The following is a 20,333-nucleotide window of genomic DNA, read 5'->3' on the forward strand; positions in this document are numbered from 1 at the left end:
CGGCCCCACCTGGCCCTGAAATACAAAACGCCCGATGCAGTGCATCGGGCGCTCTGAGGCGAAATTAGGTGTCAACCTATTTCAGGACTAGACAGTATGGCTTGTTTCCGAGGCCGTTCCGGCAGGCTGCGCGATCCATTTTCGGATAAAATGGAAAATAATTTCATTTTATGAGTAGGCCAATAACCTAGTTGAACTGAGGACATAGCCCTTTGGTCTACCTGAAACAGAAACAGCTTGCAGTGTAATATTGCCTGCACCAATACATGCCATGCCGGCCTGGGTGCCAACTCAGTGCCAGCCATGTCTGTCTCGTTCGCAGTAAGGAAACGCCGTGGAAGACTCTCTCTTTACCTGGGGACTGCTTATCGTTGCCGCCTTTCTCGGAGGCGGGCTCAATGCCATCGCAGGCGGGGGGAGCTTTTTCACCTTTCCGGCCCTGGTATATGCGGGCGTGCCGGCCGTGGCTGCCAATGCCTCGGGCACCTTGGCCCTGTTGCCAGGCTATGTCGCCAGTACCTGGGGTTTCCGTGAAGACCTGAAAGCCCCCGCGGCCCTGCCCATGGGGCAGACGCTGGGCGTCAGCCTGCTGGGAGGGGCCTTGGGTGCAGGGTTGCTGCTCGTTACCCCCGATGAGGTCTTTCGTGCCGTCGTGCCTTGGCTGCTACTGGCGGCGACCGTGCTTTTCGCGGCCGGTCCGCGCTTGATGACTGCGCTCAAGCGTGGTGATGGCGAGGCAGGCGGCATCGCTCATGCGGCGTCGCTGCTGGCCGTGAGCCTCTACGGTGGCTACTTCAATGGTGGGCTGGGCATCGTGCTGCTGGCAGTCTTCAGCCTGTTGGGACACCGCGACCTCAACATGATGCAGGGGTTGAAGAACCTGATTTCCGCGGTGCTCACAACAATTGCGGTGACGCTGTATGCCCTTGGCGGCGCCATCGTTTGGAAAGAGTCGCTGGTCATGATGATCGCCGCCATTGCCGGCGGTTATGTCATGGCCCGCGTGGCGCGCCGGCTGCCGGCGGTCGTGGTTCGCACGGTGGTCATCGCCACGGGCCTGGTCATGACGATCCTGTTTTTCAGGACCTGAGCCCCGTAGCTCGTGTCACCGGCAGGGGCTTCTGGTTCAGCTAGGGCGCTCCAGGGCAAACACATCCGTGGTGCGCACGTAATCGGCTCCGGCCAGGCGGCCAACGGGACGCAGGGCCTCGCGACTGACGTGGCGTCCATCCCACACCCCGGGGTCGGCATGGATGGCCACGACCTCCGCCAGCACCAGGCGCCCCGAGCGCGGCCGGTCACCGAAGCTCAGCACGTCACGGACCCGACAGCCAAAGGCGATCGGCGCTTCGGCGATGCGTGGGGGCTTCAACTCTCCCAGAGGGGCCTTGCCGAGTCCGGCATGAGTGAACTCGTCCCCGTCGGGGGGCAGCGTGGCGCTGGTCGCGTTCAGGGCCTCGATCAGGTCCTCACTACCGATATGCACCACACACTCCCGCACTGTCTCCAGGTTGCGCACCGTGTCCTTGGGCATGGCGCGATCGTCGAGCAGCGGAGCAAAGGCCAGGACCGGCGGGTCGACACTGGCGACGTTGAAGAACGAGAACGGCGCCAGGTTAGCGTTGCCTTCGGCATCGACAGTAGATACCCAGGCAATCGGGCGGGGCGCAATGGCCCCTGAAAGCAAGCGATAAACCGTGCCGGCGTCCAATTGCGCGACATCGAAAAAAGCCGGGTCGGCTGAGTGGGTTGGGGACATGTGAACGCTCCGTCAGGTTATGAGGGGCACCGCGCGACATTCATATGCGCTGGCCGAGCCGGCGCTCGAGATGGGCGCTGAGGCGCAGCGCGAGTTGCGTCAGCGTCAATGTAGGGTTGGCATGCCCCGCACTGGGGAACACGCTTGACCCTGCGATATAGAAATTATCCTGGCCAAACACCTTGCAGTCGCTATCGACGATGCCCTGGTCGGAGGTCAGGCTCATGCGCGTGCCGCCCATATGATGGCGACCGGCAATTTCGCCGTCGGCCGGAAACTCAATGGCCTCGACGGCCTCATTTGCCAGCCACGGGGCAAGCTGTAACCGGCCGGCATTCTGATCGCGCAGGTAGTCGCCGAGCAACAGGGTGCTGTCGCGAACGGTTCTGGCATCCAGCGGGGTCTTGCGCCAGATCAGGCGGGCGCGCGGCATGCCCAGCTTGTCGGTTGCCGTGTCCAGTTCGATACGGCTCTCCGGGTGCGGTTCCTGCTCCCACGCGGCCCGCAGCAATGCACCACACATCAGGCGTTTGCCGAGGGCCTTGTCCTTGAGCTGGCGTCCCAGTGCCGGCGCGGCAAAGGCCAGGTCGTCGATCAACTGCTCGGTATCCTCGTCGCCCATACGGTGCAAGCGCAGGCCGCAATTCAGAATGCGCCGCTCGGCAATGCTGTCGGGGGTCGGGGCCAGAAAGGCCGTGTGGTCGAGGTCGAGCCCGAAGCGGGCAGGGTCGAGAAACAGCGCCCGGCCAATGGTGGCATGGGGGTGATCCATCCAGTAGCGGCCCAGGGTCTCGGGGTGCTTGACCAGTTGACCGTCCGCCTGGCGGTTGCACCACAGCAGCAGGCGTGAGTTCTCGATGCCGCCACAGGCCAGCACGAAGTAGTGGGCACTGACTCTTCGCTCATTGCCGGCATAGTCGCGGAAGACCGCTCGCGTCACCTTGCCTTGCGAGGTTTGCAGCCCCCACAGGTTGGCCGTCGGGCAGTAGGCCAGTGCCTCGGCATTCTGGACAAATGCGGTGTACTTGGGCTTCAGGCGTGTCGGGGGCGGAGCGGAAAAATGGATCCGCTTGAGTCCTGTACCGGGAATATCGCTATCCGGGGGAATGGGAACGACGCCCAGAATATCCGCCGCTTCGGCATAGTAGGGCTCCAGCGCCTCACGACCGATCGGCCAGGCCGTCGTCGCGGGAGCGGCCGGTTTTGCGACAAAGTCGTAGGTATCCAGCGAGCGGCAGATGCCTCCCCAGTGATTGGTCGATCCACCGAAGTAGCGCAACCTGGCGCTGACGAGCGGGATGTAGGGATCGCCGAGCGACTCGCCGGCATAAATTTCCTGCGAACGTTCGCTGTACTCGTGGTCGCCACCCTCGCACAGGGCCACACGATAGCCCTGGCGCACCAGTCGCTGGGCCATCGAGAGCCCGGCCGCACCGCAGCCCACGATACATACGTCAACGGAATGGTTGCCGAGTTCGGAAAATTCGATCTGCATCAGATATCGCTCTCGCGAAGCAGCCAGCCGTTGACATTGCGTGGCTTGTCACCCTGGCCGGAATCCGGCGGCCGAGAGATATTGGCACTCGCCGTGAACGGACCAACCAGGGTCACGCCGAGCAGGCCCAGAAAATGTCGACGTGACAAAGGAGGAGGGGGCAGCAAGTCCTTTTGCGGTAAGCGCATGGCATGACCTCATTATCGTTTGAGATCCACTCTATCCGATCCGCGAGCGCCTCACATCATGAGCGCCAGTAATACCGGCAGGTAAAGAAACGAGAGCAGGGTCGAGCAGAACACCAGCCCGGCGACATATTCCGGCTCGCGGCGGGCGCGTTGGGCGAACAGGTAGTTGTAGACCGCCACCGGCATGCTCATCTGCAGGATCAGAACGCTCTGTGCCAGCGGTGGCAGTCCGAGCAGTTGCGACACGCCGAAGGCCGCCAGCGCTGCGGCGGGAATACGTAGCAGGCTGAACTCCAGGCTCGAAGCGAGGCTGCGTACCTGGATGCTGGCCAGCGAGACCCCCAGCGTGATCAGCATGAGCGGCACGCTGAAACCGGAGATCAATTCGACCGTATTGGACAGCCAGCGTGGCAGGGTATGTCCGGTAAGCAGCAGGACGGAAGCGATCAGGATGGCATAGATGGTCGGGGTGCGCAGCAACGTGCGCAGTGGACGACCGCTGCGGCTGGCGAGCATGGCGCCGAAAGTGAACTGCACCAGCGCCACCGAGACCATGATGGTGATGGCATAGGCGAAGCCGGCCTTGCCGAAGGCATAGAGCGCGACGGGCAAGCCCATGTTGCCGGTATTGGGATACATCATCGGTGAAATGATGACCTTCCAGTTCTTGCGCAGCAGTTTGGCCAGAAGGAAGCTGCCTGCGGCCATGAGGAGGAGCACCAGCAGCGTGCCGAGCATGGTCTGGCCGAAGCTGCGCGCGTCGATCTCCGCATTGCCCAGGGCCGCGAGGATCAGGGTCGGCGTACCGATGTTGAAGACCAGGCGGGTGATGAAGTCGACGGGATAGTCGTAGCCCAGCCGTTTCCAGAAGAAGCCGAGGCTGGCACCGAAAAAGACAGGGGCCATCACGGCGAAGAGTTCGGCGAACATGGGCGGTCCTTGGTATCGAAGCGAAACAGGGTTCGACTATTGTCTACAATCGACAGCCCATTGTGCAATTGCGAAGCCCGCTAACGGCGCGCTGTCGGCCAGGCCCCTTCGCGGATCGGGCGACAGCCCGACACGTTGTGGTTGTAGAGATACAGCCAGGCCGGGCCAAAGGCGGTGCGATGCACCAGGCGGTCGTAATCGCCCTGCTTGGGTGCGCGTACCCGGTAGCCTTCCAGGCGGTCGAGACCGGCAAGAACGTTGCTATCGACACGAAAGACCTCCACCTCGATGCCAAGTGACGGCTCGGGCTTGGCGCCTGGGTAAGGGCCCAGGTCGTAGAGTGTGACGGCAGTGAGGCGATCCGACCCCAGAAATTCCGCCTCGGATAGCCAGTAATGATTGCGCAGCCCACGCTTGAGCGTGCCGTAGACGGCCACCAGCGGGGTACGTTGTGGCGAGAGCGGGCGTTGGCATGGCGCTGGCTCCTGCAGGTGAAAGCACGACTCGGTCGATGAGGGCCGTAGTCTAGCAGCATTGAGCCAGTCGTCGTTGAGCGCGGGGAAAACGCCGGTCCGTGCCTGGCATGGCGGCACGGACCGGCAGGCAGGTTCAATTCATTGCCTGGGGCAAATAAAGCGCGATCTCGGGAAACAGGCGCATCAGGGCGATGGCCAGCAGCATCAGTAGGAAGAACGGCACGGTGGCCCGGGTGATGGTCACGATATCCTTGCCGGTCATGCCCTGAATGACGAACAGGTTGAAGCCCACCGGCGGGGTGATCTGCGACATCTCGACGACGATCACCAGATAGATGCCGAACCAGATCAGGTCGAACCCGCCGGTCTCTATCAGCGGCATGATGATCGAGGTCACCAGCAGGATCAGCGAGATGCCGTCCAGGAAGCAGCCCAGCACCAGCAGGAACAGGGTCAGGATCACCAGCAGCGCCGTTGGCGACAGGCCCATTCCGGCGATGGCGTTGGCCAATTGCATGGGCAATTGCGTGAAGCCCATCGCCGACGACAGAAACGATGCCCCGGCGATGATGAAGGCGATCATGCACGAGGTACGTAGTGCCGCGAACAGGGAGTCGAGGAAGATCGCCTTGTTGAAATGACCGTTGGCGCGGGCAATCAGCATCGACAGCACGACACCGGCCGATGCCGCTTCGGTGGGTGAGGCAAACCCACCGTAGATGCTGCCGAGAATGCCGCCGATGAGTATCAGTAACGGTATGAGCTGAATACTGCCGGCGAGTTTCTCGCGCAGCGTGGTCGATGGCTCGCGCTTGCCGGCACGCCCCTGGCGCTCGCCGACCAGTAGCGACCAGCCGATCAGGTAGGTCATGAACAGGCCGAGCAGCAGCAGGCCGGGGCCGATCCCGGCGATGAACAGCCGCGAGATCGACTGCTCGGTGACCACCCCGTAGACGATCATCATGATCGAGGGCGGAATCAGCAGGCCCAGCGTCGAGGCGCTGGCCAGCGTGCCGATGGCCAGGTTGGTGTCGTAGCCACGCCGTTCCAGCTCCGGCAGGGTCATCTTGCCGACGGTGGCACAGGTCGCCGCCGAGGAGCCGCAGACAGCAGCGAACAGGCCGCTGCCGATGATATTGGAATGCAGCAGGCGCCCGGGCAGGCGATTGAGCCACGGCGACAGGGCGCGGAACATGTTGTCGGCCAGACCGGAACGGAACAGCACTTCGCCCATCCACACGAACATGGGCAGGGCGGTCAGTTCCCAGCCGTAGCTGGCCCCCCAGAAATCCGAGGCCAGGATCGGGCCGGGTTCGAAGCTCGTGAACGTCGACAGGGCAATCCAGCCGGTGCCGAGCAGGGCGAAGGCGATCCACACACCGCCACCCAACAGCACTGCCAGGGCGAGGATCGTGACGAGACTGAGGGTCAGCACGGGAGCGATCTCCAGAAATAGCGTGGACGAGGGGTGCGGCTCATTCGCCACCGGCCTCTTCATGGCGTTCGGGGGCGATGTAACGGTTCGGCGTCGTGACAGCGATACGCAGCGTGGCGATAAGTGCCTCGACAAGCGCCAGGCACAGCAGGCCGACGCCGATCGTCAGCACCGTCTGCGGTATCCACAGCGGAATGGCGAGCAGGCCGGAGGAGACATCGCCGTAATCGAGGCTCTCCCGAATCAGGCCGATCAACTCCCAGCCCAGTACCAGGCTCAATGCCAGGGCCACGACCAGGCAGGCACTCTCGACCCACACGCGAACCGCGCTCGGCAGGCGCGAAATCACCAACGTCACCCGAATATGTGCATGGTGAACGAAGGTATAAGCGAGACTCAGGAACGTGGCGCCCACCAGCAGGTAGGCGGCGATCTCCGACACGCCGGAGACTTCCAGGCCCAGCCGGCTGGCGCCGAACAGGACCAGCAGGCCGTCCAGGCAGCGAAACAGGACCTGCAGCGTGACCAGGGCGCAGATGATCAGCATGCAGATGGCGGCGCCCCAGGCGCCGAGGTCATAGAGCTTGCGAAGTCGGAAGGTCATGGCGAAACGTCCACATGACGGGTGGGGCGAGGGCGCGACGATGCCATCGGATGGCTTCGTCACGCCCTGCGGTCGGATCGGGCCGGCGGAGCGGCCCGACTCGCGTTACTGGGCCGCCTGACGCTTGCGGTAGTCGGACACCAGTTGCTCGGCCTGCTCGCCGGCTCGCTCCTGCCAGCTCTCGAAAAGCTCGTTGCCGGCAGCCTGCAGCTGGGCTTGCAATTCGCCCTGGGGCTCGGTGATGGTGACGCCGTGCTCTTTCAGTGCCTCGACGCTGGCTGCCCGGTCGTCACGGCTCATCTGCCAGCCGCGGCTCTCGGCCTGGGCCGCGGCGTCCAGCACCGCTTGCTGGGCGGACTCGTCCAGGCGATCGAAGGCACGCTTGTTGACGAACACGATGTTCTTCGGGAACCACAGGTTGGCATCGCTGAAGTTCGAGACGTAATCCCACGCCGACATGGCCTTGCCGGTCGACACCGAGGTAATCATGGCGTCGACGCGCCCGGTGCTGAATGCCGTGGGGATGTCGGCTTCCTCGGTCTCGGTGGGGTTGCCGCCGAGGTTCTCGACGAAGCGCTGGGTATTGATGTTGGGCGCACGCACGCGCAGGCCCTGGAACTGCGAGGCGTCGGTCAGCTCGAAATCGGTGTAGATCCCCTGCGAGGGCCACGGCACGGAATACAGCGGCATCAGCCCTTCCTTGGCGAACATCCGGGTGATGATCGGCTTGGAGGCCTGCCACAGCGCATAGGCATCCTCGTAACTGTTGGCCAGTCCCGGCAGCGTGTCGACCTCGTAGATCGGCGACTCGTTGGACAATGTGGAGAGAAAGATCTCGCCGGCCTGGACCGTGCCACGACGCACCGAGGGCTTGATCTCGGCATGTCCGATCAGCGAACCGCCGCCATGTACGGTGATATCGACTTCACCATCGGTGGCCTGACGCACATCCTCGGCGAACTGCTTGGTATTCTGGGTATGGAAGCTGGCGTCGCCGTAGGGGGTGGCCAGGTTCCATTGCTCGGCGGCGAACGTCGGTACGGAAACGGCCATGGCACCGACAGTCGCCAGTGCGGCCAGGGAGAACAGACGGGTAGGCATGGGATTACCTCATGTTGTTATTGAATGAGTCGGGTCAATTCATTCTTCAAGCCACGCTATTGCAAGGTCAAATCGTTAATTCTTATTTTCAGTATCGGTCCAGGCTTTCACCTTGGGTAGCGTGGCATCGTCGGCATGCTCCTGGGCATAACGGTTCGCGCAGTCCTGGGCGAGCTGCGACACGCTGCGACTAAAGTTGGGATAGCTGGTCGTGCGCCAGATGGCTTCGTAGTACATGGCTGGCAGGGGCGTGGGCAGGTCCAGCCGCACCAGCTCGCCACGCTTTACGCTGTCGACGACGGTGGACACCGGCAAGGCGCCGATGCCCAGGCCTTCGATACTCATGCGGGCAATCGACATCAGCGTGCTGGCGCAGTGGATCTTGGGGTCCTCGAAGCCCTGCTCGGCCAGGTAGGTGACCAGCTCACCATACGGGCGTGCCTGGCGCGAAAAGGAGATGAACGGCAGGGCACGCGGGCCTTGCCGACGCAGGGTCTCGATGTGCTGAGGGGCGACGAACATACCCATCTCGAACGTCGCCAGGGGCACCTGCTCAACACACAGCCCGGGAGCGACACCGTCCATCGCGAACAGCATGTCGAAGTCGTTGTCCGCCAGGCGCTGATGCAGCAGTGGCGAGATATCCACGGTCAGTTCGATGGTCAACTGCGGATAGCGCTCGGCCAGGCGGCGCATGAAGTCGGGAAACCAGCTATGCGCAATGGTCTCGATGATGCCCAGGCGCAGCGTGCCCGAGAACTCTTCCTCATTCTGGAACAGTCTCAGGGCCTCTTCGCGGCCCGCCAGCAGGTGCTCGGCATGCTCGAAGAATTCCCTCCCGCGTAGGGTGGGCTGCACCGGGCGGGCGGTGCGTTCGAGCAGCGACTCGCCGACCGCCGCCTCCAGCCGGTTGATGCGATCCGAAATCGACGGCTGGGTAAGGTGCAGGCGGGCGGCAACCTTGCGGAACGACCCCAGGCGGACGACCCACACTAAGGCTTCGAGTTCCTTGAAATCGAACATGGCAGCGCCTCGCTACGTGGTGTCGTCAGCCGGCGTGGCCGACGTCATGCCTTCTTGAACAGCTGGGTCTCGCGATCCTTGAAGGCCTTGAATTCCAGCGCATTGCCGGACGGATCGTAGAAGAACATGGTGGCCTGTTCGCCGGGCTCGCCCTTGAAGCGCACGTAAGGCTCGATCTCGAACTCGACGCCATGGGAGCGCAGTTTGTCGGCCAAGGCGTTCCAGGCGGCCATCTCCAGCACGATGCCGAAGTGCGGGACAGGCACGCCATGCCCGTCGACCGGGTTCTTGTGGCTGGACACCGGGTTGTCCTTCAGTGCCGGATTGAGGTGGCAGACGAACTGGTGACCGTAGAGGTTGAAATCGACCCAGCTGTCGGAGGAGCGTCCTTCGGGGCAGCCCATGAAGTCGCCATAGAAACGACGCGCCTCGTCGATGTCACGGACCTGGATGGCCAGGTGGAAAGGGTCACTGACAGCCATGAAAAGGTCTCCTTTTGTAAAAATTATCAGGATGATTACCTGCAGAATTCTTTGCCTTCGGCTGCGGTAACGTCAACTGATTTCGTCAAACCCCGCACATGAAAAGTTGCGTCTATACCGCGCATCACGAAAAACGATTGGACCGTTTTCGGTGCGATTCCTAAAGTGGGTAATCTGGCAAGTCTCACCAACCAATGACAATAACGAGAGGAAATCGCATGCCCGTTCCGCTACTCAACTGCGACATGGGCGAGAGCTTCGGCAACTGGAGCATGGGCCTCGACGACGAGGTCATGCCCTACGTCGACTGTGCCAACATCGCCTGTGGTTTCCATGCCTCCGATCCGATCATCATGCGCCGTACCGTGGCGCTGGCCGTGGCCCATAGCGTACGTATCGGTGCCCATCCCGCCTACCCTGACCTGCAGGGCTTCGGTCGCCGCTCGATGGCCTGCTCGCCAGCCGAGGTCGAGGCCATGCTGCTCTACCAGATCGGGGCGCTGGACGGAATCTGCCGTGCCGAGGGCGGCCGGGTCACCTACGTGAAGCCGCACGGTGCGCTGTACAACGACATGACGCGCGACTTCGATTTATTACGCGGCGTGATGCGTGCCGTTCATGCCTACGACCCGCAATTGCCACTGCTGGTCATGGCCACGGCGGACCCCGAGCCGATGAAGTCGCTGGCAGCCGAGATGGGTATCACGCTGTGGTTCGAGTCCTTTGCAGATCGGGCCTATGACGCACGCGGTCAACTCGTCTCACGGCGCGAGCCGGGTGCGGTACACCATGACCAGGCAGTGATCGTCGAGCAGGCGGTCAAGCTGGCACGCGGCGAGCCGCTGACGGCCAATGACGGCAGTTCGTTGACTTTGGTGTCTGACACGCTCTGCGTGCATGGCGACAATGCCGAATCGGTCGCCGCGGTACGTGCCATACGTGAAGCGTTCCAGACGCTGGAGCGGACATGACCCCACGACTCGAAACGGTCGGCATGGACAGTTTCATCGTCCGCCTGTTCGATACCATCGACGAAGACCACATGCCGTGGTTGACGGCGGCCGATGCGGCACTGCGCGAGGCCTTCGGCGAGGCGCTGGTCGATCTGGTGCCGTCCTATACCACCTTGCTGATTCATTACGACGTGATGCGACTGACGCATACCGAGGCCTGGGACCTGGCTCGCCAGGCGTTGCATGGGTTGCAACCGACACAAGAGGCGCAAGGCGAGCGCCATGTGATCCCGGTGTGGTACGACGAGAGCGTCGGTCCCGAGCTGCCGCGCATTGCCCAGCGCCTGGGAATCGATACCCAGGAGCTCATAGCTCGCCACTGCGGCCGTGACTATTGCGTCTTCGCCCTGGGCTTCGCGCCGGGCTATGGCTTCATGGGGCTGGTCGAAGAGGAACTGGCCACGCCGCGTCTGAAGACGCCCCGCCAGAAGGTGGCCGCCGGCAGCGTGGGCATCGCCGACCGCCAGACCGCCATCTATCCCATGCGTTCGCCAGGCGGCTGGAACATTCTCGGGCGCACGCCTGTAGCACTGTTCGACCGGGGCCGCGAAGGCTACAGCCTGTTTCGGCCTGGCGATCGCGTGCGCTTCGAGGCGATCAGTCGCGAGGCGTTCATCGAGCAGGGTGGCGATCCCACACCGCTGGAGGAGCGTGGATGAGTGGTTTGATCGTCGAGCGCACCGGGCCACAGGCCCTGGTTCAGGACATGGGCCGCTTTGGCGTGCGCCATCTGGGCGTGACCCAGGGTGGCGCGCTGGATTGGGTGTCATTGGGTTGGGCGAACTGGCAACTCGGTAATTCACCGCAAGCGGCAGGGCTGGAAATTGCCGTGGGCGGTCTCGTGCTGCGTGCCGAGTCGCGGGTCACACTGGCGTTGGCCGGAGCCGACCTGGGGGCCACGCTCGATGGCGAGCCGTTGCCCGCCAACGGCAGCTTCGTGATCGAACCCGGTCAGTCGCTGGCCTTCGCCCAGCCGGTTAAAGGACTGCGTGCCTATCTGGCCGTGCCGGGAGGCATTCAGGCCGAGCCGGTCATGGGCAGTCTCTCCAGCGTGGTGCGCGAGGGACTGGGCGGGCTGGATGGTCAGGGCAGGGCATTGCAGGCAGGGGATCGACTGGCCTGGCCCAATGACTCGGCCGAGACAAGGCGATTACCCGAGGGAGTGTCGCTCCCTCACGAGGCGCCGAGCGCGCTGGGCCTGGTGGTCGGTGCGCAGATCGCTCATTTTACCGGCGCGAGCCTGTATGCAGCCTTCAATAGCGAGTGGCAGGTGGACACCCGGGCCGATCGCATGGGCGTCAGGTTGCGCGGACCCGAGTTGCGCTGCACCCTGAGCGGCATGGTTTCGGAGGGCATCCCGCTGGGTGCCGTTCAGGTGCCTGCCGATGGCCAGCCGATCATCCTTCTCAACGACCGCCAGACCGTAGGCGGCTATCCCCGTCTCGGTGCCCTGACGCCGTTGGCCTGCGCGCGCCTGGCTCAATGTGCACCAGGCGATGCATTGCGCCTGGTGCCGGTAACGCCCGGCCAGTCCCGGCAGGCTTATCTTGCCCAGTGGCAAGCGTGGGGATAAGCCAGTAGGCAGGGTGGGCGCAGCAAGTTCCACTGTATTGCAAATGCAAACGAGTCGTTGACGCAGGCCGCGTTTTCCACAAAGGTGTGCGCCTGCAACCACGACTCGGGAAATGTTATGGAACTGCTGCGCGTCGTCTTTCGCGACTATCGCTGGCCTTTCATCGGCGTCATGGCGTTGAGCATGGCCAGCGCCGGGCTGGGGATCGGTGTCATTGCCTTCATCAACCAGCGTCTGATCGTCGCCGGAGGCAACGCGTTGAGCGAGTTGCCGCAGTTCATCGCCTTGCTGGTGGTGCTGCTGGCCGTGTCACTGGCCTCGCAACTGGCCCTGACGACACTGGGCCACCGGTTCGTCTACCGGCTGCGCGGCCGGCTCATCAAGCGTATTCTGGATACCGACATCGAGCACCTCGAGCAGGTAGGAAGCGCGCACTTGCTGGCCAGCCTGTCGAGCGATATACGCAACGTCACCATTGCCTTCGTGCGCCTACCCGAGCTGGTACAAGGTGTGATTCTGACATTGGCCACGATAGCCTATCTTTTCACTCTCTCGCCGCCGATGCTTGTCGTTACGGCGGTATGGATTGCCATGACCATGGCGGTGGGCTGGTGGCTGGTGTCGCGGGTCTATAGCCACTTCCACCGGGTACGCGATGCCGAGGATCGGCTCTATCGAGATTACGAATCGGTGATCGACGGACGCAAGGAGCTGGCCCTCAACCGGCATCGTGCCCGGCGATTCTATGAGGAGAGCTACGAGGCCAATGCCCGCGACTATCGCTACCACATCATCCGTGCCGATACCTACCACCTGAGCGCCAACAACTGGTCGAACATCATGATGCTCGGCGCCATCGGCATCGTCTTCTTCATGGCCAACGGCCTGGGTTGGGCCGACACCACCGTGGCGGCGACCTACTCCCTGGCGATTCTGTTTCTACGCACGCCGCTCATCCAAGCGGTCGGTGCGCTACCGACACTGCTCAGTGCCCAGGTGGCCTTCGACAAGCTTGCCGGGCTGGACCTGGCCGACTACCGGGGTGAGTTCGGTACCGCGACGCCTGCCTCCGACTGGCAAACCCTGGAGCTGCGCAACGTCACCTATCGCTATCCGGCCCAGGCAACACGGGACGGTTTTGCCGTGGGGCCAATCGACCTCTGCATCATGCGGGGCGAGCAAATCTTCCTGATCGGTGGCAACGGCAGCGGCAAGTCGACGCTGGCCCGATTGCTGACCGGCCTGTACCAACCCGAGAGTGGCGAGATACTCGTCGATGGCCAGCCGGTCGAGGCGGGCGACTGGGAGCGCTATCGCCAACGCTTTGCCAGCGTGTTCACCGACTTCCATCTTTTCGATCAGTTGATCGGCCCCGACGGCGGCAAGGCCGATCCCGAGCTGATCGATACCTGGCTGGATCGCCTGGCCATGCGTCACAAGCTGGATTTCGTCGACCAGCAGGTCGCCTCTACGCAACTCTCGCAGGGCCAGCGCAAGCGCCTGGCATTGCTGATGGCCATCTGCGAGCAGCGCGACTTCCTGCTGCTCGATGAGTGGGCCGCCGACCAGGATCCGGGATTCCGGCGCGTCTTCTACCAGGAACTGCTGCCAAGGCTGCGTGAAGCGGGCACGACGGTGTTTGCCATCAGTCATGACGACAGCTACTTCGAACAGGCCGATCGACTACTTGAAATGCGTGACGGGCTGTTGAGCGAACTGACCGGGGAGCAGCGCGAACTGGCAAGCCGGGACGCGGTATCTCGTATCGGTTGAAATATCGCGGCGGGACCCTGGATTGATAAGATGGTTCCATTGTTAGTGCAAATAAAAATCCTTATCCTATGCGTTAGGTTTACCCGCTGTTAAGGCTCCATCCAAATCCCACGCCAGGGGCCGATACGGCGTTTTGCATCCCGCCCAAACCACGCCCGAGGCCTCCATGCCAAACCCTGCTTTCGCTTCCCAGCCCCTTGCCCAGGCCATTCGCCACTGCCTGGGCCTGTCGCTTTCCGGTGCCCTGGTGGCGATGCCCCTCGCGGCATCGGCTCAGGAAGGGGCGGCCAGTCCCGATGAAACGGGCACCATGGTTATTACGGCTACTGCCCTCAAGGTCGAAGTCCCTGCGCTAGAAACACCACGGGCGGTTTCAGAGGTTTCACGGGAAGACCTCAACGAAAGAGCAGTCAACAGCTACGATGAGGTCTTCCGCTATCGCAGCGGAGTTATTTCCGCTCCCTATGGCGATGACAACAGCGCGGACTGGTTTTTCCTGCGTGGTTTCAGTGGCGAAGATTCCACTTACATGGATGGGTTACGTCTGTTCCGTGAAGGAGGTTATTTTTGGTGGGTAACTGAGCCGTTCGGGTTAGAGCGTGTCGACCTTCTCAAAGGACCGGCTTCTATCCTGTATGGTGAAGCGCCTCCCGGCGGAGTGGTGAACGCAATCAGCAAGCGGCCTACAGAGGAACGGCAGGGGCTCGTAGAAATCGAGGCCGGTAACAAGGATCATCGCCAACTTGGTGTCGATTCTGCCGGCCCAGTCGCTGAGCATGAAAATATAAGTTACCGAATGGTTGGCCTATTCCGCGAAGAAGATGGCGAGTTGGAGGGCACCGGCAATCAGCGTGTATATCTGGCTCCCAGCCTAGCGGTAGATTTTTCCGAAGATACTTCTTTGACCCTCCTTGCAAGTTATACGAAAGATCACGGTACGCCTAGCAAGGGCTTTCGGCCGGTCAAAGGCTCATTGCTTGATACTGCTTTTGGGCGTATTGATCCAGAAACGAACCTAGGCGAACCTGATTACGAGCGCCTTGAGCGTGAGCAGTTTACACTGGGTTATGAATTTGAGCACGATATCAACTCCACTTGGCAGTTCGAGCAAAATCTGCGTTACAGCCGTATGGACCTTTTCCTGCGTTCGCTGTCACCGTATACCTCACTCGAAACAGACAGTCGAACAGTTGGCCGTTTTCTGACCTATCGCGAAGGAGATTATGATGCCTATACGGTCGATAATCGTCTGGTAGGAAAATGGTTTACCTCTAAGGCTGAAAACACTTTGCTGTTAGGGATTGATTACCAGAGGTTTGACATAAATTATCGAGTGGGGGATGGTGTTTTTACTCCCATTGATGTTTTCGATCCTCAGTACGGTAACCTATCGCCAGGTGCGCTGCGTTATCGTGTTGAAGATAAGAAAGAGCAAGTTGGTGTCTATTTGCAGGATCAGTTGCGGCTGGGTGATCGCTGGGTTTTGCTCGGTGGAGTGCGTCACGACTCGGTAGATGTAGAAAGTTACAGTGAGGATCCTACTGCTGTGCCTTACGATGAAAGTGAGAGTCAGGTTTCCTTTAGTGGTGGGGTAATGTATTTAGGAGACTATGGTCTTTCTCCTTACCTCAGTTATAGCGAGTCCTTTAGCCCCCAAGTTGGGCGCGGCCCTGATAATGAGGCCTATGTGCCCAGCGAGGGCGAGCAATGGGAAGCTGGCATTAAGTACACTCCCGATTGGCTTGATGGTTATATGACTGCTGCCGTCTTTGATCTCAAAGAAACCAATACCTTGTATAGCAATGTAGGGGAGTTCATCCAGCGGCAGGGTGGCGAGCGTCATTCTCGTGGCTTCGAGTTGGAAGGGGTGGGCTACATCACTGATCAGTTGCAGTTGACCGCGGCATATACCTATTTGGACACTACGATCGAGGATCCCGATCGTGGTGAATTTCGCGCCGGTTTAATTCCTTATCATCAGGCCTCTCTGTGGCTAGATTACAGTTTTGAGGGAGGTGTGCTGAATAGTGTAGATGTAGGTGCCGGGGTGCGCTACGTAGGAGAAAGCGTCAATGCTGATCCTAACAGTAATGAGGAGGTTTCTTCCTATACCACGTACGATGCTATGGCGAGCTATGAGTTTACTCCGTCTTGGATAGCTCAAATTAATATCAAGAATTTGACTGACGAAGATTATATTAGCGGTTGTAACTCATGGTGCTACTACGGCGAGTCGCGGAGCGTAATCGGCAGCCTTAAATACCGTTGGTAATCACCTATAGATAGAAAAACAAGCCCCGGCATAGAGCCGGGGTTGTCTCTTGTAAACTGATTTACTGCTGATCGTTCTGCACCGCCTGGTCGGCTTCGTCACCTGCCTCGTCCAGCGCGTCGCTGGCATCCTCCAGCATATCTGACGTAAATGCCTTGGTGCTTTCCCAGGCGCTGCTAGCGGTTTCCTTGGTGTTTTCCCAAGCTTGGCGTGTAGTCTGCTTGGTCTGGTTCCACCAATCGTTGGTATATTCGGGTTGCTGGCTGATCTGCTCTTCGGTCATGTTGACGAGCACCCGATACTGGATATTGTCGAGATTGTCTCCATTGCTGGTCTCGACCGCGAAGTTGCCGGCGTCGATCACGTATTGTTTCTCGCCGAAATCGAATACGCCACCCGTCTCGATGACCACGCTGTGCAATTGCATGGATTCATCGAGCAGAATGTCCTCGACTTCACCAATGGTCTCGGTATCGCTTTCCTTGGAATAAACCTCGGCATCCATCAATTCATCGGCGGAATACAACCCTTGGGGCTGGGCCATTGCGGTTCCGCCGAGAGTGAGGCCACCAGCGATCAGGGCCGTGGTGATCGCCTGATTGAGCGGCTTGCGCAGGGTCATGTTGTCGCTCCTTCTTCAATATCCTTTTGAATGTACGTCGCGTTAGCGAGGCTTTTACCTTCGAAACATCTGGCAACGTCATAACGTGAGACAACGATCGTTCAAGCCAGTTTCCTTAGGCTCTCTTCCAACATAAGACATGCGCCATACATTTCAACCCTGTAACAGAAACGGGGGCGCCAGGCCCCCGTCATGCTACTTCATGTATCACATGAGCGTGTCGCTGGGCGCCGTGTCCGTGCCCAACAACTCGGCACTGGCCAACTCGGTGTCGAGTAGTGTGCTCGTGCTGTCACTACTCTCGGTGGTCAGCACGATCTCGCTGTCAAAGACCTGCGTCGTGTCGTCACCGCTCGTCAGCAATTCCTCGATGCCCGGGAACACGATCAACTCGGACTCGTCGGTCGCGTATGCCTCCTGCAAATCCTCGGCGCTCGAGACATCAATATTGCTGGGCAGTGCCTGCTGCGTATCGCTTACCTTGTAGGAGAAGCGCCAAACTTCGCCTGGCTCGAGTTCCACGCCGCCGTTGATGGCTGATACCGTGTAGCCGTCTTCAGTCGGGACAAATTCTCCATTCCAGAGTTCGGCGATCTCCACCGGCAGATCGAAGGTCACCTTGGGCTGACTCAGCGTGATGTCCGAGGTATTCTCGACCAGCACTTCCGTCACGTAGCCGCTGTTCCAGGACTTGGTAACATTGCTGGTCACGACCAGCGCATCACTGGGCTGGGCCACGCTGACGGTCTCGTCCGTGACCGGTTCGCTGATGATCTCGTCAGCGGTTTCCTCCGCGGGCGCTTCGGTCGTCGGCTGGTCGAGACTGCCCTCGGTGATGTCTGTCGGTGGCTCGTCGATGACCGGAGCGGCGATGTCCTCGCCGGCAGGTTCGCTCGTGGCGCTTTCCAGCGCCAGGCCATTGATGGCCAATACGCTCGGCTGCACGTCCGGAGAAACGTAGGCCTTGTAAGAGATGCGCAGGGCTTCCCCGGCTTCGACCATATCAGTACCGTCGTAGCGCACGGTATAGACGTCGCCGTTGCGCTCTAGCAGTGTCGCGCCATAGAGCGTGTCGATATCCGCCGCCAGGCTGAAGGTGATCTGTGGCGTCTCGATAGCCTCGGCGGAGGTATTGGTGATCGTCATGCGCATCACATGGCCATTGGACCACTGGCTGACGGTTTCCAGATCGACCTGGGCACTGATCGAGTCGCCAGTGTCTACCTCGGGGGCCGGTTCGATGACGTCCATCGCCGGTGTCGTTTCCTCTGGCACCGGCTCGGGGGCAACGATCACAGGCTCGTCAATGTTGGAGTCCGGTGCAGACACGGTGTCTTCCGGTGTGCTCACTACACTGTCTTCGACTGGCGGAGCGGTTTCTTCTTCGATCACATCCACGACCGGCTCGGTGATCTCGGTAACCGGCTTGACGAGGATTTCCGCCGCCGTCGGCACGACCGGCTTGTCGCCCTGGCTCGTCTGGCGAGTGGCGATGTCCAGGCGAGTGCCGTCGGCGAAGATCGCCTGCTCGATGTCGATCAGCGTATTGTCGTCACTGCTGCCGTCCAGGTAGAGACTACCGTCGTCGTTGAAACGGATCTTGTAGGCCGTGTAGTCCTGCTCGAGGATGGCAGTGTCGAAACCCTCGCCGCCCATCAGCGTGTCCCTGCCCAGGCCGCCACGCAGGATGTCATCGCCCTTGCCGCCGCTCAGGGTGTCGTGACCCAGCGCGCCATCTAGGTAGACGCCATCGTCGGAGCCCTGAAGAATGTCGTCGCGCCGCGAACCGATCACATAGTCGAAGGTGATGGTGTTGGCGCCGGCCTCGGTAATGGCCCCGAAGCTCTCGCCGCCGTTGTTGTACCACAGCGTGGTGGACATGCCGTCGGCGTTGGGGTCGCGAATCGACTGTTCGACGTGGACGGTGTTGTCATGATCCTGTCCACCATGAAAATTGACGTCGCGGTCGGTGGAGAGCACATGCACCTCGTTGCCCACGGACGAGCGCCAGGAGGCGAACAGGATGCTGTGGCGCATGCCCGAATCTTCGAGATTGACGAAGGTTCCGTCATAGCTTTCGCGCAGCTCATAGGCATAGCCGTTGCCGCCGGTGCCCTTGTTGAACGCGCCATGGGCCTGCGCGCCATCGACCGTCATGTCGAGGCTCAGGGCGAACTCGAACGCGGTGGACGGTCCATCGAGGACTTGGACATCCACGACGCTGCTGCTCACCGTGCCATCGAATTTTACGGCCTGGTAATCGGTCAGGCTGGACAGCGTGTTCTGGAATACGGCATTGTCGGGCGTGCCCAGCTCATACTGGACGGTAAAGCCCTGCAGGGTCACGTTCTCCAGGGCATCCATGCGCTCGACCTTGGTTTCCCCGCCGTCGAAATCGAAATGCACGCCCCGATCAAGGACGACCGTGTCGCCATCCACGGCAACCACCTTGGCCATGCTGGTGCGCAACGGCGCGTTGAGCTTCTGCCAGGAAGTATCGCCGATCTCCTCGAAGTACTCCTGCGTGTTGTCCTGCCAGATGCGAACCGTGTCTCCGACCCCGAGCCCATGATTGCTGCTCAGGGCCAGGGTGTTGCTGCCCTCGGCAGCATCGCTGCGCAACGTGCCGGCGAACTCGGTGTGGGTGCCTTCGACATAGAAGGCATGCGAGTCGTCATTGGCCAGCGCCTTGTCGGTAAAGGTGATGCGTGTCTGGTCGGAACCGGCGCCAACCACGGCAATATCCGAGCGCGTGATGTGAATCGAGTCGTCGAAGCGGTATTCACCGGCAGCGAGCTGAATGGTGGCACCGGCCGGCGCCTTGGCGATCAGCGCCTCGAGTTCGCTAGCGGTAATATCCGACCCCACCTGGACGGTGATGGCCTCGCCAAGGGAGGGCAGGGCATCTTCGATCACCGTTTCCACGGTATCGGCCACCGTCTCGATCACCTCGGTGACGACGGTGTCTATAGCATCGTCTACCGCTTCCACCGTGTCGGTGATCGTTTCCATGATGCTGTCGAGACTCTCCGTTACCGTATCCTGCGCTATCGGCTCGACACCGTTCACGGCGGCAGGTTCGTCGTTCACGGTGAAACCGGATGGCATGTCGCCGCTGTCGGTCAGTACCTTGAACTTGAAGCGTACGGTCTCGCCGGGAGCGATATCGTTCTGGTCGTCATCGTCGGCGATGGTGTAGCCGGTTACCGATTGGCCGGCGATGACGCCACCCCAGACATCGGAAATGGTCCCATCAAGATCGAAGCCGACCTGAAAGTCCTGAATAGCCTGAGTCCCTTCATTGGTGATGAAGACTTCCATCACATAGCCGCCATTCCATTGGCTGGTCACGTTGTATTTGATCGAGGGACGCATCGTGCACCTGTATCGAAAAACTCAGGAGGACGGCCAGCGTGGGCGCGGACCGCAGAACGATGTCGGCTGCAGGAGAGTCACGCGTTATCCTCAAGGAAGAGGCAACGGCGGTGTGGTGGGCATTCACTCGCCCGGATGTCGTCCCTGACTTGCTCTTGCAAGCAGGACATGACTCCGTTAACGGCGTGCCGAAGACAAACTTGAGTGAGAGG

The 20,333-nt window shown here is 60.9% G+C and carries 18 protein-coding genes; 6 read left to right on the plus strand and 12 right to left on the minus strand.

All coding sequences use genetic code 11. From position 1 onward, the window contains the following. Positions 1-334: 334 nt before the first annotated feature. On the plus strand, positions 335-1,090 hold the full coding sequence (locus BM194_RS12775; protein ID WP_092847316.1) for a sulfite exporter TauE/SafE family protein: 756 nt from the start codon (positions 335-337) through the stop codon (positions 1,088-1,090). A 36-nt stretch (positions 1,091-1,126) separates the two neighbouring features. Here BM194_RS12775 and BM194_RS12780 read toward each other — a convergent pair whose 3' ends face one another. The 10 genes from BM194_RS12780 to BM194_RS12825 form a co-directional block, all read right to left on the minus strand. Continuing rightward, positions 1,127-1,759: a flavin reductase family protein gene (locus BM194_RS12780; RefSeq protein ID WP_092847317.1), complete on the minus strand. Its 633-nt coding sequence runs from the start codon at positions 1,757-1,759 to the stop codon at positions 1,127-1,129. A gap of 40 nt (positions 1,760-1,799) precedes the next feature. Continuing rightward, positions 1,800-3,254: a GMC oxidoreductase gene (locus tag BM194_RS12785; protein WP_092847318.1), complete on the minus strand. Its 1,455-nt coding sequence runs from the start codon at positions 3,252-3,254 to the stop codon at positions 1,800-1,802. Continuing rightward, positions 3,254-3,442 carry a hypothetical protein gene (locus BM194_RS12790; protein ID WP_092847319.1) on the minus strand — a complete coding sequence of 63 codons (189 nt, stop codon included), beginning with the start codon at positions 3,440-3,442 and terminating at the stop codon, positions 3,254-3,256. Before BM194_RS12790 ends, BM194_RS12785 begins: the two co-directional genes overlap by 1 nt. A gap of 51 nt (positions 3,443-3,493) precedes the next feature. Beyond that, positions 3,494-4,372: an AEC family transporter gene (locus BM194_RS12795; RefSeq protein WP_092847321.1), complete on the minus strand. Its 879-nt coding sequence runs from the start codon at positions 4,370-4,372 to the stop codon at positions 3,494-3,496. Between the two features lie 80 nt (positions 4,373-4,452). Further along, positions 4,453-4,809, minus strand: a complete 357-nt coding sequence (locus BM194_RS12800; RefSeq protein ID WP_244890962.1) for a gamma-glutamylcyclotransferase family protein — start codon at positions 4,807-4,809, stop codon at positions 4,453-4,455. Positions 4,810-4,981: 172 nt separating this feature from the next. Next, on the minus strand, positions 4,982-6,283 hold the full coding sequence (locus BM194_RS12805; RefSeq protein WP_092847536.1) for a TRAP transporter large permease: 1,302 nt from the start codon (positions 6,281-6,283) through the stop codon (positions 4,982-4,984). Between the two features lie 40 nt (positions 6,284-6,323). Further along, positions 6,324-6,887 (minus strand): TRAP transporter small permease, encoded by a 564-nt coding sequence (locus BM194_RS12810; RefSeq protein ID WP_092847322.1) that lies wholly within the window; start codon positions 6,885-6,887, stop codon positions 6,324-6,326. Positions 6,888-6,992: 105 nt separating this feature from the next. Further along, positions 6,993-7,988, minus strand: a complete 996-nt coding sequence (locus BM194_RS12815; RefSeq protein ID WP_092847323.1) for a TRAP transporter substrate-binding protein — start codon at positions 7,986-7,988, stop codon at positions 6,993-6,995. A gap of 75 nt (positions 7,989-8,063) precedes the next feature. Then, the gene (locus BM194_RS12820; RefSeq protein ID WP_092847324.1) at positions 8,064-9,011 is read right to left on the minus strand and encodes a LysR family transcriptional regulator; all 948 of its coding nucleotides are present in this window, start codon (positions 9,009-9,011) and stop codon (positions 8,064-8,066) included. A 44-nt stretch (positions 9,012-9,055) separates the two neighbouring features. After that, positions 9,056-9,493, minus strand: coding sequence for a VOC family protein (locus tag BM194_RS12825; protein ID WP_092847326.1), 438 nt, complete (start codon positions 9,491-9,493; stop codon positions 9,056-9,058). A 218-nt stretch (positions 9,494-9,711) separates the two neighbouring features. Between BM194_RS12825 and BM194_RS12830 the strand changes: the two genes are divergently transcribed. The 5 genes from BM194_RS12830 to BM194_RS12850 all read left to right on the plus strand — a co-directional run bounded on the left by BM194_RS12830 (position 9,712) and on the right by BM194_RS12850 (position 16,124). Next, on the plus strand, positions 9,712-10,464 hold the full coding sequence (locus BM194_RS12830) for a 5-oxoprolinase subunit PxpA (protein ID WP_092847327.1): 753 nt from the start codon (positions 9,712-9,714) through the stop codon (positions 10,462-10,464). Then, positions 10,461-11,165, plus strand: coding sequence for a 5-oxoprolinase subunit B family protein (locus BM194_RS12835; protein ID WP_092847328.1), 705 nt, complete (start codon positions 10,461-10,463; stop codon positions 11,163-11,165). The genes BM194_RS12830 and BM194_RS12835 overlap by 4 nt, the downstream gene beginning before the upstream one ends. After that, a complete protein-coding gene (locus tag BM194_RS12840) occupies positions 11,162-12,079 on the plus strand; it encodes a 5-oxoprolinase subunit C family protein (RefSeq protein WP_092847329.1) in 918 nt (305 codons plus the stop codon). The genes BM194_RS12835 and BM194_RS12840 overlap by 4 nt, the downstream gene beginning before the upstream one ends. Before the next feature lie 117 nt (positions 12,080-12,196). Further along, on the plus strand, positions 12,197-13,852 hold the full coding sequence (locus BM194_RS12845) for a multidrug ABC transporter permease/ATP-binding protein (protein WP_092847331.1): 1,656 nt from the start codon (positions 12,197-12,199) through the stop codon (positions 13,850-13,852). A gap of 166 nt (positions 13,853-14,018) precedes the next feature. Beyond that, entirely contained in the window at positions 14,019-16,124 is a 2,106-nt protein-coding gene (locus BM194_RS12850) for a TonB-dependent siderophore receptor (protein ID WP_092847333.1), read from the plus strand. Positions 16,125-16,185: 61 nt separating this feature from the next. Here the strand turns inward: BM194_RS12850 and BM194_RS12855 are convergent, their stop codons facing one another. Both BM194_RS12855 and BM194_RS12860 read right to left on the minus strand, forming a co-directional pair. Continuing rightward, positions 16,186-16,746 carry a PRC-barrel domain-containing protein gene (locus tag BM194_RS12855; RefSeq protein ID WP_092847335.1) on the minus strand — a complete coding sequence of 187 codons (561 nt, stop codon included), beginning with the start codon at positions 16,744-16,746 and terminating at the stop codon, positions 16,186-16,188. Between the two features lie 207 nt (positions 16,747-16,953). Continuing rightward, positions 16,954-20,121 carry a cellulose binding domain-containing protein gene (locus BM194_RS12860; protein WP_092847337.1) on the minus strand — a complete coding sequence of 1,056 codons (3,168 nt, stop codon included), beginning with the start codon at positions 20,119-20,121 and terminating at the stop codon, positions 16,954-16,956. Between the last annotated feature and the right edge of the window lie 212 nt (positions 20,122-20,333).

Source organism: Modicisalibacter xianhensis (assembly GCF_900113605.1).
Taxonomy (GTDB): domain Bacteria; phylum Pseudomonadota; class Gammaproteobacteria; order Pseudomonadales; family Halomonadaceae; genus Modicisalibacter; species Modicisalibacter xianhensis.

Excerpts from the sequence above, each read along its gene's own strand:
- BM194_RS12780 (WP_092847317.1), bottom strand. The coding sequence starts at position 1,759 with ATGTCCCCAACCCACTCAGCCGACCCGGCTTTTTTCGATGTCGCGCAA.
- BM194_RS12785 (WP_092847318.1), bottom strand. The coding sequence starts at position 3,254 with ATGCAGATCGAATTTTCCGAACTCGGCAACCATTCCGTTGACGTATGT.
- BM194_RS12790 (WP_092847319.1), bottom strand. The coding sequence starts at position 3,442 with ATGCGCTTACCGCAAAAGGACTTGCTGCCCCCTCCTCCTTTGTCACGT.
- BM194_RS12795 (WP_092847321.1), bottom strand. The coding sequence starts at position 4,372 with ATGTTCGCCGAACTCTTCGCCGTGATGGCCCCTGTCTTTTTCGGTGCC.
- BM194_RS12810 (WP_092847322.1), bottom strand. The coding sequence starts at position 6,887 with ATGACCTTCCGACTTCGCAAGCTCTATGACCTCGGCGCCTGGGGCGCC.
- BM194_RS12815 (WP_092847323.1), bottom strand. The coding sequence starts at position 7,988 with ATGCCTACCCGTCTGTTCTCCCTGGCCGCACTGGCGACTGTCGGTGCC.
- BM194_RS12820 (WP_092847324.1), bottom strand. The coding sequence starts at position 9,011 with ATGTTCGATTTCAAGGAACTCGAAGCCTTAGTGTGGGTCGTCCGCCTG.
- BM194_RS12825 (WP_092847326.1), bottom strand. The coding sequence starts at position 9,493 with ATGGCTGTCAGTGACCCTTTCCACCTGGCCATCCAGGTCCGTGACATC.
- BM194_RS12830 (WP_092847327.1), top strand. The coding sequence starts at position 9,712 with ATGCCCGTTCCGCTACTCAACTGCGACATGGGCGAGAGCTTCGGCAAC.
- BM194_RS12835 (WP_092847328.1), top strand. The coding sequence starts at position 10,461 with ATGACCCCACGACTCGAAACGGTCGGCATGGACAGTTTCATCGTCCGC.
- BM194_RS12840 (WP_092847329.1), top strand. The coding sequence starts at position 11,162 with ATGAGTGGTTTGATCGTCGAGCGCACCGGGCCACAGGCCCTGGTTCAG.
- BM194_RS12845 (WP_092847331.1), top strand. The coding sequence starts at position 12,197 with ATGGAACTGCTGCGCGTCGTCTTTCGCGACTATCGCTGGCCTTTCATC.
- BM194_RS12850 (WP_092847333.1), top strand. The coding sequence starts at position 14,019 with ATGCCAAACCCTGCTTTCGCTTCCCAGCCCCTTGCCCAGGCCATTCGC.
- BM194_RS12855 (WP_092847335.1), bottom strand. The coding sequence starts at position 16,746 with ATGACCCTGCGCAAGCCGCTCAATCAGGCGATCACCACGGCCCTGATC.
- BM194_RS12860 (WP_092847337.1), bottom strand. The coding sequence starts at position 20,121 with ATGCGTCCCTCGATCAAATACAACGTGACCAGCCAATGGAATGGCGGC.